A 14451-nucleotide genomic window follows, 5' to 3' on the forward strand; every position below is an offset into this window, starting at 1 on the left:
CACGACAAACAACAGGGTCGAAAGTTCGAATCCGCTCAAGACCTTAGATGAGCTAATGCCGCGAATTACGAATGCGCGCACGGCGTAACGACAATGTCTTTACGGGGATCTTGTAAAGATCTTGTCTTTACGCTATATAGGTGCAAACAGGAGTTTGCCATGCCAACCTCACACACGAGCAAAAGCTCGGACGCAAGCGTGCCGCTGAATATGCGCATCAAGCCTGCGACCCGCAACTTAATCGATCGCGCCGCTGAGTTGCTTGGTAAGACGCGTACGGATTTCATGTTGGAGGCTTCCGAGCGCCGAGCCGAGGAAGTACTGCTTGACCGCACTGTCTTCACGGTAAGCGCGGAAATCTATGCTGAATACCTTGCCCGGCTCGATGCACCCACGCAGCCGAATGAGCGTTTAGCACGCACCATGTCGACCAAAGCACCGTGGGATGAGGCGTGACTCTCAGCGCACCTGCACCCCTGGCGGATCATCATGAGCTGTCCGAGTTCAATTCCGGAGTCGTTGAACTGGACGACTGGCTGCGACGTCGCGCCCGTTCTAATCAAACGAGTGGCGCATCGCGGACCTTCGTCGTGTGCGAGGAGAGCCGCGTCATCGCCTATTACGCGCTCGCTTCCGGCGCCGTTAAACAGCCGGAAGCGCCTGGCCGTTTTCGGCGTAATATGCCTGATCCAATTCCGGTCGCTGTGCTTGGTCGCCTCGCCATTGATCAATCCTACCAAGGGCGCGGTATCGGCAGGGCATTGGTGCGCGACGCCGGCCTGCGCCTGCTCAATGCCGCGGAGGTACTTGGCATTCGAGGTATGCTCGTTCATGCGATTTCAGATGACGCACGAGGCTTCTACGAGGCCGTCGGCTTCCTGTCTTCTCCTTCCGACCCAATGATGCTGATGGTCGGATTGCATGACCTCAATAACGCGCTGAACCCTTAGGCGGAACTCCTCAAAATTTCGGTCGATGCAATCCATCTTGCTGAATTTTCGGCAGAAGGTCCCGACATCTAAATGAGGGCCGAGAATTCTAATCTCTTCAACTACAAATTTCCTTATTTCGACGATCGAAGGAAAACTGTCGCGCTTCAAGGTGATGGCGTGTGGCAAGCCCAGCAGCGTCCCGCGAACCAGGCAGTGGCAGCGATAGCCGCGAAGAACGCGTCGCATCGCTGGCAATAGCGTCTCATTCCACCGGACTCCTTTGATCTGTTGGACCTTTGGAGTATCGGAAAGCTCCACGCCTTACTGAGAAACTTTCCGACGGCCCTGGCGATGCTACCTACATATCTCCGGTTTCGACCGAGAGGATCGAGCCGAGAGCCTCCAGGAAGCTGGCCGCGTTAAAGATCTCTGCCGGTGATCTTGCACCGACACCGCGGATGTCGCCGGAGAGGATCCGCTGGACTGCTTCGCAGATGATCGGCGCCGTGATTGCATAGATGTCCTGGCCTTGCGCAATGATGCGGCGGTGTACGTCTCCTTGTGTCACCAGGACCTCGACGGCAAAGCGCTGCGCTGAGCGTCCCGATTCATCGACGGCTTGCGGGGGAGGCGTCGACGGGTCTCGGACGTCCTTGAGGGCTGTTGTGCTGAGAAAGCTGTGCAGTTCCCTGGTCTGAACGCGGCGGGCGATCAACGGCACTTCCGAGAAGGGAATCTCCAAGAGGGTCTGGTGGCCGAAGGGGGCCGGCAGGACGGATACGATCTCGGGAGCAGGCTGACGAACCGGCTCCAACTGCCCATCTATGACCACAAGGCGTTTTGCCGTGTTCTTCTCGCCAGTCACCCGTGTTCCCTTGGTTGGAAGCCAACTGTCGAGCGCCACCCGGATTTCAATGGTGTCGGTATGGTCCCATTCATCCAGGACGGTCGCGACGAGCAGATCGGCAAGGCCGCCATAAAAGCCCACGGCAGGCATGATGACGACGCCCGCGGCCTGCGCTGCGGCTGCATGATGCTCGAAGGTCGCCTGTACGCTTTGCTGCTCGGCGGTCACGTCGAGATAGTGAATTCCGGCTCTGAGGGCGGCGCGCACTACCGCATCGGCGGTATCCATGAACGGTCCAGCGCAGTTGATGACTGCCGCGGCCCCGGCGAGCGCCCGGTCCAGCGCGGCGTCATCCTCCACGGCCGCTTCGCGGATTTCGATGCTGGTTGCGGGGAATACCGCTTCAGCTAGCCGCGCAGCACTCCGACCGATCGCGATGGGCCTGAGGCCGCGTCGCATCAGTTCGGCGACGACAAAACGACCGGTATGGCCGTTCGCACCCACAACGGCGACCGCCGTTTGAACACTGGTTTCATCTTGCTGGTCAGTCATCTTCATCTCCTCGCTACAGACCTGTCTGTATCGATACAACATACAGGTCTGTAGCGTGTCAACCTACTTTATGCTAGGAGGGCAATATTGGAGATCCCGACATGGCAAAGACCACCACAAACTCGCTCGCCTCCGGTACCAATGACGTACGGGACAGAATTTTGGAAACCGCATCTGAACTCTTTTACCGACGCGGCGTGCGCGCCGTCGGGGTCGACCTGGTGGTTGAGAAGTCCGGTGTCGCCAAAACCAGCCTCTACCGCCATTTCGGCACCAAGGATGACCTGATCGCAGCCTTCCTCAAGCGTGAGGACGTCGACTTCTGGAGCACCTGGGACCGGGTGACTGAGCAACATTCAGGCGATCCGCAGGCCGAGCTCGATGCCCTTTTCGGTTGGATCGGCGAGCGAGTCGGTCGGGATAATTACCGGGGTTGTCCGCAGATCAACACCGCGGCCGAGTTTGCGGAAGCGGATCATCCCGCGCGCAAAGTGGCGGAGGCTCATATGCGCGAATTGCGGCGGCGGCTGACGGCAATAGCGGAGGGATTGGCGGTTGCTGACGCCGACCGGCTTGCCGGTCAGCTCGCAGTGCTGATCAACGGAGCCTTCGTGAGCATGCAGCTTTTCGAGCCCGGTGAGGCGACCGATTTGCTGCGTCATGCCGGCCGCGCAATGGTCGCCGCTAACCGGGCTGAGAGAGCTCAGAGCCGCCAGTAGTCGCAGATGACAGCGGACAGTGACCGCAGTCAATCGGAATGAAACGTTGTGATTGCGCGCGTGATTGCTCAATCGCCATCCTTCCTTCAGGCTGGTGTCTGCGCGCGCGGCTACTTTCAACGCAGGATCTCAGGTCGGCGCCAAGCGAATGGGCGTGTCTCAGGTTCTATTCCCATCAAGAGCAAAGCCACGTATCTGGTCGAGGCACTCTGTCGGCGGGGAGATCGCTGCCGCTCTTAACATCTGAGGCTGGTTTTCAAGGGCCGGGCGCAAGCATGCAAATCTCGAAAACGTTCCGCGCCAACCTCGGCTATCCCCATCCGACATCCGGTTGGATGTGGTCTGGGATCGGGCAGACGTAGGGTTCCTGGCGGATCTTTTCGAACCATTCCGCCCGGACCTCTGACAACAGATCCGGTGAGGTGATGAGGTCGAGGCCGGTGGTCGCCAATGCCTTTGCGGCGTGGATCATGGCCTTGTGGGCGCCGGGGCTGCGCCCCTGTGCCACGACCTGCCAAGTGTGCGGATTAGTGCCAATGGCCCAGGTCGGGGCCCAGCATTGCGCGGTCGGGGTCACGCGGCTGACGTCCCCGACATCAGTGGAGCCGGCGCGGAAATGCGATCGGCCCTCGAAGTCGCGCAGGCCGAGATGGAGCGGGATTGTGCCATCGATCTTCTCGTTGGAGAAGACGTCCCCGTCGATCTGGTAGAGCCGGAGGCTGCTCCTGATGGCTTCACGGGTAAAGGTCGCCTGGATCCTGCGGGCAAAATCGAGATCGGCCTCATCGAAGGGAACGGGGCCAAGTGATACCAGATTGGCGTGGATCGCCGTTTCCAGCGCAAGGTTCGGCAGCAGGTTGGTGGCGGCCGTGTCGAACACGATCTCGACTTCCGTTCCGGTCATCATGGCGGCACCCTGCGCCACCTGGTTGACCCGCTCGGCAAGCGCCAGCGCCTGCGACATTTCGGGAGCACGCACGAGATATAGAACCTCGGCCCTGGCCTGGACGACATTGGCCGCCCGTCCGCCAGCATCGGTGATGGCATAGTGTACCCGGCAATCCTGCGGCATGTGCTCGCGCAGGAAGTTGACGCCGACATTCATCAGTTCGACGGCGTCGAGGGCCGAACGGCCGAGATGGGCTGCATTGGCCGCATGGGCGGCCGTGCCCTTGAACCGGTAGTAATATTCGAGCACGGCGAGATTGTTGGTCGAGCGCACCCCGTTGAAGGGCGCGGGATGCCAGGTGAGCGCGGCATCGACATCGGCAAAGGCGCCGGCGCGCACCATGAAGGTCTTGCCCGACCCCCCTTCCTCGCCGGGGCAGCCGTAGTAGCGGACGGTTCCCGGCAACTCGTGTTCGGCGAGATGCCGTGCCAGCGCGATGGCGGCGAGAAGCGATCCGCAGCCGAGCAGATTATGGCCGCAGCCATGGCCGCTGGCGCCGGGTGTCTGCTCCGCCGGATAGTCTACATCCGGTTCCTGGCTCATGCCCGCCAGCGCATCATATTCGCCGAGGAAGGCGATGACCGGCTTGCCCTCGCCGAATTCGCCGATGAAGGCGGTCTTCATGCCCGCAATATCCTGCCGCACGGTAAAGCCGTTCCGTCTCAACGCCCCGATCAGCAGGTCGGCGGATCGGAACTCCTGGAACTTCAGTTCGGCAAAATCCCAGATCCGGTCGCTGAGCGTCACGATGTCGGGCGCCAGACTGTCAATGGATCGGGTCAGCGCGTGGAGGGCAGGCATATCGGGCATGATGCATCCTTGGGGAGACGGGACGGCGCAGGGCAGGGAAAACAAACTGTCGACCATCCGGACAGGCGGATGGGTGTCGCCTGACGATTGCGGCACCCGTGTTTTTCGAGGGACTTACTTGTCGAACGAAACTTCCCAGAGCCGTGCATTGGACTGCCAGACGGGCTGTCCCTTCAGCGCCTTGGCCGCACCCCAGACATCGATCATGTCGTAGAGGAAGATGCCCGGCATATCCTGCAGCATGAGTTCATGAAACTCGTCGAAGATCGCCTGCCGCTTCTTACCGTCAATTTCGTTGTAGGCGGCCTTCATCAGCGCGATCGCCTTCGGATTGTCCCACATCAGGGAGGCGTTCTTGTCCTTGTCGCCGGTGTAGAAGCTGTACATCAGCGCGGGATCGAGACGCGGGGCCACCGATTGCGAGATGATCTGGTAGTTGCCGGAGCGGCGGCGGTCCACCTGCGTGGCATAGTCCAACACCTCGATCTGCACGTTGACGCCAATCTGTTGCAGCATCGCCTGGGCGATGACGGCAGCGGGGAAGCTCGGGACATTGCCGCGCTTGTTGGCGATGATGCTGATCGGTTCGCCCTTGTAGCCGGAGGCCGCCAGTTCCTTCTTGGCCGCTGCCAGATCATGCGGCAGGCGCTTCTTCTGGATATCGCTGAAATACACCGAGTCCGACGAGACCATCGAGCCGTTCGGCTTGCCGGTTCCGTTCGACGCGGCGGCCACCAGTTCGTCGAGATCGAGCGCCATGGCCATGGCGCGACGAACGCCCGGCTTGCTGAGCACCGGATCGCGGGTCTGGATGTAGAACAGGTTCTTGCCGTTGTTCTGGGAGATGATGACCTTGGTCTTTTCGCTCTTTTCGAATTCGGGGATGAGATCGGGGGAGATTTCCGCCGTATCGAGCACGCCCGATTGCAGGCCGGCCTTCACCGTGGAGGCATCCGGAATGACCATGAACTTGATGCCATCCACCAGCGGCCGCTTGGAACCGACCATGCCATCCGGCTTGCCGTCATTGGCCGGCGAGACATAACCGGCAAACTTGCTGAGGTGGATGTATTCGCCCTTCTTCCATGCGTCCCACTGGAAGGGGCCGGTGCCGATCGGCTTGTCGAACGAACCGTCAGCCGCCAGCGATTCCCGTGCGATGATGCCGGTATAGCCGCATTCCGGGCGGGACATCAGGCCGAGGAAGACGGCCGAGGGCTTTTCCAGCGTCATCACCACTGTTGTGGCATCGGTTGCCTGGATGCCGGTCACCTCCACGGTGCCGCTGCCATCGAAATCCTTGATGCAGGTCCATTTGGTGACTGGATCCATGTAGCGGTTCCAGTTCCAGACGACCTCGTCGGCGGTAAGGGCTTTGCCATTGTGAAACTTCACGTCCGGGCGCAGCTTGAAGGTGTAGGTCAGGCCGTCGGCGGACATGGCAACGCTTTCCGCCAGCAGCGGTTTCACTTCGCCATTGTTGGCATAGCCCACCAGCCCTTCGACGATGTGAAGGATCACACCGTCGGTGTTGCCGTCGCGGTTGACGCCGGGATTGTTGCTGCGCAGATCTGAACTCTGGGCAATGACGATGTCGCGGGCGACGGAGGCCGAGGTCAGCGCCATCAGAATCGTGCCGGCCAGAAGTAAGCTTTTCATGTGTTCTACCCTCTCTGTTGTTCGTTGTTCCGGTGTGAGTTGTCAGGCGTGAAAGCCGTCCCAGCAGACGCGGGACAGGCGACCGATGGTTTCGAGCGACAGCGTATAACCCGGCGTTCCATCCGCCATTTCCTGGGGCACCGCGTCGGTGAAGGCGGCAATGATGTAGAAGGGCTGGCCGTCGCGGTAGACGATGCCGGCATTCATCCGTCCGCGCTTGCCGGTGCCGCCCTTGTGGGCGACCACGGTGCCGAAGGGCAGGCGGGATGGAATGGCGTAGCGCAGGATCTGGTTCTTCAGCGTCTGCAGGGCATAGGCCGCAAGGTCCTCCGTCACGCCAAGCCGTTCGGCAGCGGTGGCCGAGGTCTGTGCATCGAGGATCCATTGCAGCAGCAGCATCTGTTCGCGGGCGGTGGTGGTGGTCACCGATTTCAGGGGGTGATCGGGCGACAGGGCGAGCGGCGGAATGAGAAAGCGGTGATGCGTGCCGCTCATTCCGATGGTCTGGCAGTAGTCGTTCACCTCGTCCAGCGTCAGGCGTTCGAACACCATCTTGGTGCAGACATTGTCGGAGAGCACCATCATGCCGGTGATCGCATCGCGCAGCGAAATCACGATGCCCGGCGTCAGGTAGCGGAACATGCCGCTTGCCACCTCTTCGGCGAAGCACGCCTCGTAGGTAATGCGCTCATCGAGATCAAGCCTGCCATCGCGGACGGCTTTCAGCGCCGCCATCATGATCGATGTCTTGCGGGTGCTGGCGGACGGGGTTTCCTCATCCGCGCCGCGTTCGAAGGTTTCCCCGGTGATAAGATTGCGGATGGCAAAGCGCGTGACGAAGGGCTGTGCGTCGCAGACGGCGTTCAGCCGTTCGGCCACGGCAGTGTTCTCGATGGTTGTCGTATCGGTCATGGTCAGGTCTCCAGGCGCCACTTCAGGCGGACGCCGCCGGTCTCGTTGAGATCGAGTGCGGGAATGGCCGAGAGCAGGCGGCGGGTGTAAGCCTGCTTCGGGGTGTCGAAGATCGTGTCGCGGTCGCCTTCCTCGATGATGCGCCCGTCCTGCATCACCACCACCCGGTCGGCCACCTGTTCGACCACGGCGAGGTCATGACTGATGAACAGGCAGGAAAAGCCGTAACGCTTCTGCAGATCGGAAAAGAGCGTCAGCACTTGGGCGCGGACCGTGACGTCAAGTGCCGAGACCGGTTCGTCGGCAATGAGGAAGCGGGGCCGACGGGCGATCGCGCGGGCAATCGCCACGCGCTGCCTCTGGCCACCAGACAGTTCGTGCGGGTAGCGCAGCGCATAGTCCGCGCCGAGCCCAACTTCCTCCAGCGTCTCATAGGCCCGCGTCATCTTGCCGGCCCTGTCGATGCCGGGCACCAGACGCAGGGCCTCCTCCACCAGCGCCAGGATCGTCATGCGCGGGTCGAGCGACGAATAGGGATCCTGAAACACCATCTGGCAGTTGAGGCGATAGTCCTGCCAGTCGGCATCCCGCCACCGGCCTTCGAACAGGATTTCGCCGCCGCTTTCCCGCACGAGGCCGGCGATGGTGCGTCCGAGCGTGGTCTTGCCGGAGCCGGAGCCGCCGACCAGCGCCACCACTTCGCCTGCATGAATGTCGATGGAGACACCGTCCAGGGCGCGTTTGGGAGCTCCCCTCCTGAAAAGCGATTTACGGCCAGGATAATCCACCACGATGTTGCGGGCCGACACGATCGGCGCCGAGGTGGTCTCGATTGTCCGCGCGGCCCCACGGATCGGCAGCGAAGAGAGCAGCTTGTGAGTATAGGGATGCTGCGGCCGTTCCAGGATTTCCTCGGTGGTGCCGGCTTCGACGATCCGGCCCTTTTCCATGACCGCGATGCGGCTGGTGTAGCGCGCCACCATCGGCAGATCATGGCTGATCAGGACGACAGCGGTTCCTTCCGCCTGGGTCAGTTCGACCATTAGTTCCATAACGTCGCGTTGCACGACGGCGTCGAGCGCCGTAGTCGGTTCGTCGGCGATCAGCAGGGCCGGCTTCAAGAGCATGACGGAAGCGAGCATGATGCGCTGGCGCATGCCGCCTGAAAATTCGTGCGGATAAGCGGCCAGAGCGCCTTCCGGATCACGGATGCCGACGCGTTGCAGCATGGCAAGGATCTTGACGCGTCGCTCCTCTGGCGTCGCCCGGGTATGCAGGGCAAGACCTTCCTCGAGTTGCCGCCCGATGGTCATGGACGGATTGAGCGAGGTCATCGGTTCCTGGAAGACGAGACCGACTTCGGCGCCGCGCATGCTGCGCAGGTCCTTGTCGCTCATGGCCGTGACATCACGGCCCTTGAAGATAATCTCTCCCCCGATCCTGCGGACCACCGGCGGCAACAGCGAGACGAGCGCGCGCGTCGCAAGCGATTTGCCTGAGCCGCTCTCGCCGACGATACCGAAGATCTCGCCAGGGGCGACATCGAAGCTGACATCGTTGACGACGGTTAAGTTGCGGCGGTCGATCTCGAGCGAAAGGTTGCGGACGCTGAGAAGTTTTTCCTGTGTCATTTCAAACCTCTCATGCGGGGATCGAGCTTGTCACGCAGCGCATCGCCGAGCAGATTGATGCCAAGCAGCGTCAGGGCAATGCAGAGGCCGGGAAACAGCCCGAGCCAGACCGCCTGTTCGAGGAACGGCCGGCCGGCTGCCAGCATGTTGCCCCAGGTCGGCGCTGGAGGCGGTACGCCGAGGCCGAGGAAGCTCAGCGCGCTTTCCGACAGAATGGCCCAGCCGAACATCGATGTGGCAAGAACGGTGATCGGCGCCAGGCAATTGGGCAGGATATGCCGCAGCATGGTGTAGATTTCGCCGTTGCCCATCACCCGTGAGGCCTCGATGAACTCCCGTTCGCGCAGCGACAGCACTGCGCCGCGCACCACACGCGCCATGGACGGCGTGTAGGCGATGCCGAGCGCGAAGATGATGCCGAACTGGTTGGCGCCAAAGACGGCGAGAAGACCAAGTGCCAACAGGATGCCGGGAAAGGCGAGAAGCGCATTGTTGATGGCCATGATGAAGCCATCGATGAAACCACGGGCATAGCCGCTGATCAGGCCGATCAGGGTGCCAGCAATGACTGCAAAGCCGACCGTCAATGCACCGATCCATACGCTGGCCTGGGCGCCGATCATCAGGCGGCTCAGTACGTCGCGTCCGAACTCGTCGGTGCCGAGAAGATGCTGGAGGTCAGGGGCTGCCAGGCGTGCGGTAAAGCTCAGCTTCATCGGATCGAACGGTGTCCAGAACAGGCTGGTGGCAGCGACGATCAGGAGGGCGGCAATCAGGATGCCGCCGATCAGGCCGTTGAGGGAAAAGAACTTCATTCGGTCACCACACGCGGATCGAAGAGGGGATAAAGCAGGTCAACGATCAGGTTGACGACCACATAGGAGAGGGCGACGAGCAGCAGGCAGCCCTGGATCACCGGGTAGTCGCGCTGGAATATGCTGTCGACCATCAGCCGGCCGAGGCCCGGTATGGTGAACACTGTCTCGATGACGGCAATGCCGCCCAGGAGATTGCCGAGGATCAGGCCGATCATCGTTAAAGTGGGGCCAAAGGCATTCTTGAAGGCATGCTTCCACAGCACCGCCTGTTCCGACAGGCCCTTGGCACGGGCATGGGTGATATAGTCCAGGCGCAGCACCTCCAGCGTCGAGGCACGCGCCATTCGGATCAGGACGCCGGATTCGTGGATGACCAGTGTCATGATCGGCAGAACCAGGTAGAGCATTCCGCCACCGACGTTGTCGGCGATCGAGACATAGCCGAGCACTGGCAACCAGCCAAGTTTCAGGCCGAAGAAGAGCAGCAAGAGCAGGCCGAGCCAGAACGTGGGGATGGACAGCAGCACCGTCGCCGTGCCGACCAGGGCGAGGTCGGTAACGCTGTTCTGCCTCCATGCGGCAATGACGCCGGCGGGAACCGCGATCAGGCTTGCCAGGATGACTGCGACCACCACGATCTCCGCTGATACCATGAAACGCGAGAGGACGAGCGGTAGGACAGCTTCCTGGTTGGCAATCGAACGGCCAAAATCACCGCTGAGTACATTGCCGCTCCAGACGAGGAATTGTTGCGGCATCGATTTGTCGAGCCCGAGATCGTGGCGCATGGCGGCGATTTGGTCGGGTGTGGCCATGTCGCCCAGCATCAGAGCGGCCGGATCGCCTGGGATGAAGCGGATCAGCGCAAAGACGGTGACGGCAACGATCACAATGGTAGGAACCGCCATGAGCAGGCGGTAAAATATGAAACGTATCATCGGTTCCCCTGAACGCGATTGGCGGGACCGGGTCTTACAAAGTCACCGGCTGTTTATGCGGGGACTATGACGCTTGTCGAAAAACGGCGCAATATTATGCGTTTTCGTCATATGTTGATGCGGATTCCGGGCAGCGTGGCCGTCACGAAACGTGAGCGACTATTCGTCACTTCAGCCCGGCGGGAGTGTCCTGCTGCGAGACGGCGATCTGGCGTTTCAGTGTTTCCATCAGCGCCTTGGCGGCAAGCGAGGAGGAGGTGCCGGAAGGGGTTGCCAGACCGAAATCCTGTGTCGTGATCGGCAGGAAGGGGCGCTGGACGATCGGCAGATGGCGATAGAGATTGGCGAAGAAACTGCTGAGGATCGCGACACCCAAACCATGCGCCACATAGGCGCAGGCAGAACTGTTGGTATGCGTTTCGATCTTGACGTTCTGCTTGACGCCGGCGCGCTGGAAAGTCTGGTCGAGCAGCATGCGCGTCGGCCTCTGGCGCCCGATCAGGATCAGCGGGACGCCGCGCAGATCCTTCGGCGTGATTTCCCTAAGGGCGGCGAGTGGATGCTCCTTCGGCATTACGCAGACGCCGGTGCCCGTTGCCACGATCTCCATGTCAATGCCCGGCGGAACCTGGTCCTCATGGCGGAGGAGCCCGAAATCGATGACCTTCTGCTCCACCAACCGGGCAATGTTTGAGGTCGTCTCGAAGAAAGTTTCGATTCGAACCGTGGGATAATCGCGGGCATAGTTCACCAGCATGGCGGGCGCGAAATTTTCCCACATGCTGCTTGGTAGGCCAAGGCGTACCACCTCCGGCCCTTTGGCGCCGCTGCGCAGATCCTCAGCCAGTCCGGAGAACCGGTTGAGCCCGAGAAGAATGGTTTCGGCATCACGGGCCAGGATATGCGCTTCCGGTGTCGGGATGAGCCGTCCTTTGTCGCGTTCAAACAGCCTGAGTGACAGATCCGTCTCCAACTGCTGTAGAAGGCGGCTGACGCCGGACTGGCTGAGTGCCATGCTCTTCGCAGTGGCAATCGTAGAACCGGTGGCCAGCAGGGTTCTCAGCACTTGAAGTTGTCGGAAATTGATCATGGATGTCCGGACCTTCACGTCATGTCATTACCGGCCTGTTCCCTCATGCCCATTCGCGCAGATATTGCAACAGGGGTGCCGCCGATTTTGGCAGCGGCTGGCGGTCCGAGCTGACGATCGCATAGTCGATGGTGAGCGTCGGCTCCAGCGGCACAAAGGTTAGCGGCATCGCGGCATACTCCCGTGCGAGCAGCGCGCTGACGATGGCAATGCCTAGTCCTTCGGCCGCAAGCGCGCAGGCGCAGCCGACCGAATGGGCTTCGATCGCCGGCCGCTTGCGCAGGCCCTGCCGATAGAACAGGCCTTCGAGTTCGTGACGCACGGGCCGCTCGCGGTTGAGCAGGATAAGATCATGCGACTTCAGCTCCGGCACGGTCAGCGCTTGTTCTCCGGCGAGTGGATGGTCCCGGTGCATCACGCAAATGTTGCGCGAAGGCATGACTTGTTCTTCGCGCAGGCCGGCGGTGGGAGAGGGTAGGCGGGTAAAGCCCAAATCCGCCTGGCCATCAGCAACCATGCGTTCGATAGCAAGATAATTGCCGGAGGCGATCTCGATTCGCAGCGGGCCGTCCTCGTTGAGAAACCGCTTGATAAGGCGCGGCACAAGCGTCACCGAGAGGCTGGCTGGAAAGGCAAGGCGGAGCGGAATTTCCAGAGAACGCCCCTGTTCCAGTTCCTGGGCCGTCACCTTCAGCGCCGTCAGCCGGTCTGAGATTGCTCGGATTTCCGGTCCCAGCTGCAGGCCCTCGCGGGTCATCGACAGCCGGTTCTTGTCGCGCTCGAAGAGCCGGACGCCAAGGTAAACTTCCAACTGGTGCAGAAGACGGCTGGCATTGGACTGTGAAATCCCGAGATCTGCCGCAGCCGCGATGGTCGAGCCGGTAGCGGCAATCGCATCGTAAGTCTGGATGTGCTTAACGCTGATCGTGATGTCGTTGTGCTGCCGCATGCCTGCTTCCTCGATATGAATAACACCATCCGCAATCTGCATAAGATTGCGCCGCCGGCCATCGCTGCCCATCAATACGGCCTTGTACAAAGACTTGCAGGGGGTTGATAAAATGGCAACGGTTCTTCAGTCGATCGCAGCGCAGGTGATGTCGCGCAAGACATTCTCCGGAATAGCCGTGGCCAGGGCGAGGGATGCGATTACGGATACCGTGGGCTGCATGATCGCGGGCGCTGCGGACGCAACCCCCCAAGCGGTGGTGGGCGCTTTCGTCGGCGATATCCGGACGGACGGGGCGTCGCTGCTTGTGACCGGCGGCCGCGCATCGCCACCGCTTGCCGCGCTGATCAACGCGACCGCAGCGCACTGCCTCGATTTCGACGACAACTTCCATCCGGCCCGCGCCCATGCCTCTGCTGTGCTCGTGCCGGCCCTCCTGGCAGTGGCGACGGCCGACGCGTCCATCTCCGGTCCCCAGCTGGTCGCCGCCTATCTTGCCGGTCTTGAGGCACAGGCTTTGATTGGCTTCGGCGTCAATCCGTCCCACTACAACAGGGGATGGCACGGTACCTCGACAGTGGGTTGCATCGGGGCCGCGGCCGGGGTTGCCCACCTGCTTGGGCTTGCCGCGGATCGCGTTGCACAGGCGATGGTTCTCGCTGCCAGCATGGCCGCCGGTCCCAAGGGGCAGTTCGGCACGGCGGCAAAACCCTTTCATGCGGGCATGGCGGCACGCAACGCCGTCGAGGCGGCATTTCTCAGCCGTGCCGGGCTGACCGGGCGGCCGGATATTTTGGAGCGCCCTCAAGGTTTTTTGGACCTGTTCGGTGGCGATGATGCGGTCGGCTGGTCGGGGTCGTACTCGGACGGGGCGCATGTCATCGAGACCCGGGGACTGGTGACAAAGCTGCACCCCTGCTGCGCCTCCACCCATCGTGCTGTGGATGCGGCCCTCGACCTGCAGAACGAGCATGGGTTCTCGCTCGACGAGGTCGTACGCATCGAGACGAAAGTCGGCCGGTCTGCCTATGATAATCTCGCCTATCCTGACCCGGTCGACGAGATGCAGGCGCGTTTTTCGATGCAGTACTGCCTCGCGGTTGCCCTGCTGCAGGGCAGGCTATCGCCTTCCGACTTCACCCCGGATGCGGTGTCAGGATCCCCGGCGCGCCAGTATATGGCGAAGATCACCATGCATGCCTATAGTGCCGAGGAAGAACGTGGCGTCGAGCGACTGCCACACCAGGTTTCCGTAACCCTGCAGGACGGCCGTATGCTGCACTCCGAGCGGCTTCACGCGAGGGGATCGATCGCCTGCCCGCTGGCGGAAGAGGAAAAGCGTTCTAAGTTCACCGATTGCCTGCGCTGGGCGGGGATCGAAGGCGAAGAAACGCATAGCGTCCTGGCTGCTCTCGGTGATGTTCCATCCGTCAGAGAAGCGCTGGAGGGTATGGTGCGGTAGCTGTCGGTCGGAGAGGGAGGTCCATGGCGATCAGGAGAACGGCTCAGCTTATATCGGTGGCAAGTTTCTAGTATGAGTGGAGGGGCAGGGGTTGCCTTGAGCCGCCTCCAGCTTCGCAAGCCTCGCAGATGCGTACTAGATCACCGGGTTGGGGGTTCAGATGCATTCAACTGCAAAAAGATC

General features: G+C 61.4%; 13 protein-coding genes. 4 read left to right on the forward strand and 9 right to left on the reverse strand.

Annotation, left to right across the window (positions count from 1 at the left end):
- Positions 1 to 159: 159 nt before the first annotated feature.
- Positions 160 to 456 carry a type II toxin-antitoxin system TacA family antitoxin gene (locus EUU22_RS00090; RefSeq protein ID WP_112345467.1) on the forward strand — a complete coding sequence of 99 codons (297 nt, stop codon included), beginning with the start codon at positions 160 to 162 and terminating at the stop codon, positions 454 to 456.
- A complete protein-coding gene (locus EUU22_RS00095; protein ID WP_129330111.1) occupies positions 453 to 950 on the forward strand; it encodes a GNAT family N-acetyltransferase in 498 nt (165 codons plus the stop codon). Before EUU22_RS00090 ends, EUU22_RS00095 begins: the two co-directional genes overlap by 4 nt.
- Positions 951 to 1290: 340 nt before the next feature.
- Here the strand turns inward: EUU22_RS00095 and EUU22_RS00100 are convergent, their stop codons facing one another.
- A complete protein-coding gene (locus tag EUU22_RS00100) occupies positions 1291 to 2331 on the reverse strand; it encodes a saccharopine dehydrogenase family protein (protein WP_129330112.1) in 1041 nt (346 codons plus the stop codon).
- Positions 2332 to 2432: 101 nt separating this feature from the next.
- Here EUU22_RS00100 and EUU22_RS00105 point away from each other — a divergent pair, with 101 nt between their 5' ends.
- Entirely contained in the window at positions 2433 to 3050 is a 618-nt protein-coding gene (locus EUU22_RS00105; RefSeq protein WP_129330113.1) for a TetR/AcrR family transcriptional regulator, read from the forward strand.
- Between the two features lie 310 nt (positions 3051 to 3360).
- Here EUU22_RS00105 and EUU22_RS00110 read toward each other — a convergent pair whose 3' ends face one another.
- From EUU22_RS00110 to EUU22_RS00145, 8 genes are all read right to left on the reverse strand, one after another.
- A complete protein-coding gene (locus tag EUU22_RS00110) occupies positions 3361 to 4809 on the reverse strand; it encodes a M20 family metallopeptidase (RefSeq protein WP_129330114.1) in 1449 nt (482 codons plus the stop codon).
- 114 nt (positions 4810 to 4923) lie between these two features.
- The gene (locus tag EUU22_RS00115; RefSeq protein ID WP_129330115.1) at positions 4924 to 6468 is read right to left on the reverse strand and encodes an ABC transporter substrate-binding protein; all 1545 of its coding nucleotides are present in this window, start codon (positions 6466 to 6468) and stop codon (positions 4924 to 4926) included.
- A gap of 42 nt (positions 6469 to 6510) precedes the next feature.
- A complete protein-coding gene (locus EUU22_RS00120) occupies positions 6511 to 7380 on the reverse strand; it encodes a serine hydrolase (RefSeq protein WP_165351008.1) in 870 nt (289 codons plus the stop codon).
- 2 nt (positions 7381 to 7382) lie between these two features.
- Entirely contained in the window at positions 7383 to 9011 is a 1629-nt protein-coding gene (locus EUU22_RS00125; protein WP_129330116.1) for an ABC transporter ATP-binding protein, read from the reverse strand.
- Positions 9008 to 9826, reverse strand: coding sequence for an ABC transporter permease (locus EUU22_RS00130; protein ID WP_129330117.1), 819 nt, complete (start codon positions 9824 to 9826; stop codon positions 9008 to 9010). The genes EUU22_RS00125 and EUU22_RS00130 overlap by 4 nt, the downstream gene beginning before the upstream one ends.
- Positions 9823 to 10767 carry an ABC transporter permease gene (locus tag EUU22_RS00135; protein WP_129330118.1) on the reverse strand — a complete coding sequence of 315 codons (945 nt, stop codon included), beginning with the start codon at positions 10765 to 10767 and terminating at the stop codon, positions 9823 to 9825. The genes EUU22_RS00130 and EUU22_RS00135 overlap by 4 nt, the downstream gene beginning before the upstream one ends.
- A gap of 166 nt (positions 10768 to 10933) precedes the next feature.
- Positions 10934 to 11854 (reverse strand): LysR family transcriptional regulator, encoded by a 921-nt coding sequence (locus EUU22_RS00140; RefSeq protein WP_129330142.1) that lies wholly within the window; start codon positions 11852 to 11854, stop codon positions 10934 to 10936.
- 46 nt (positions 11855 to 11900) lie between these two features.
- Complete coding sequence (locus EUU22_RS00145) at positions 11901 to 12806, reverse strand: LysR family transcriptional regulator (protein ID WP_439329105.1); 906 nt, start codon at positions 12804 to 12806, stop codon at positions 11901 to 11903.
- 112 nt (positions 12807 to 12918) lie between these two features.
- Between EUU22_RS00145 and EUU22_RS00150 the strand changes: the two genes are divergently transcribed.
- Positions 12919 to 14268 carry an MmgE/PrpD family protein gene (locus EUU22_RS00150; protein ID WP_129330119.1) on the forward strand — a complete coding sequence of 450 codons (1350 nt, stop codon included), beginning with the start codon at positions 12919 to 12921 and terminating at the stop codon, positions 14266 to 14268.
- Positions 14269 to 14451 lie beyond the last annotated feature (183 nt).

The sequence above is a fragment of the Ciceribacter ferrooxidans genome (assembly GCF_004137355.1).
GTDB classification, from domain to species: Bacteria; Pseudomonadota; Alphaproteobacteria; order Rhizobiales; family Rhizobiaceae; genus Allorhizobium; species Allorhizobium ferrooxidans.

What these genes read in the sequence shown, in the direction of transcription:
- EUU22_RS00120 (WP_165351008.1), bottom strand. Translation starts at nt 7,380, where the DNA reads ATGACCGATACGACAACCATCGAGAACACTGCCGTGGCCGAACGGCTG.
- EUU22_RS00135 (WP_129330118.1), bottom strand. Translation starts at nt 10,767, where the DNA reads ATGATACGTTTCATATTTTACCGCCTGCTCATGGCGGTTCCTACCATT.
- EUU22_RS00125 (WP_129330116.1), bottom strand. Translation starts at nt 9,011, where the DNA reads ATGACACAGGAAAAACTTCTCAGCGTCCGCAACCTTTCGCTCGAGATC.
- EUU22_RS00150 (WP_129330119.1), top strand. Translation starts at nt 12,919, where the DNA reads ATGGCAACGGTTCTTCAGTCGATCGCAGCGCAGGTGATGTCGCGCAAG.
- EUU22_RS00115 (WP_129330115.1), bottom strand. Translation starts at nt 6,468, where the DNA reads ATGAAAAGCTTACTTCTGGCCGGCACGATTCTGATGGCGCTGACCTCG.
- EUU22_RS00100 (WP_129330112.1), bottom strand. Translation starts at nt 2,331, where the DNA reads ATGACTGACCAGCAAGATGAAACCAGTGTTCAAACGGCGGTCGCCGTT.
- EUU22_RS00110 (WP_129330114.1), bottom strand. Translation starts at nt 4,809, where the DNA reads ATGCCCGATATGCCTGCCCTCCACGCGCTGACCCGATCCATTGACAGT.
- EUU22_RS00105 (WP_129330113.1), top strand. Translation starts at nt 2,433, where the DNA reads ATGGCAAAGACCACCACAAACTCGCTCGCCTCCGGTACCAATGACGTA.
- EUU22_RS00090 (WP_112345467.1), top strand. Translation starts at nt 160, where the DNA reads ATGCCAACCTCACACACGAGCAAAAGCTCGGACGCAAGCGTGCCGCTG.
- EUU22_RS00130 (WP_129330117.1), bottom strand. Translation starts at nt 9,826, where the DNA reads ATGAAGTTCTTTTCCCTCAACGGCCTGATCGGCGGCATCCTGATTGCC.
- EUU22_RS00145 (WP_439329105.1), bottom strand. Translation starts at nt 12,806, where the DNA reads ATGCGGCAGCACAACGACATCACGATCAGCGTTAAGCACATCCAGACT.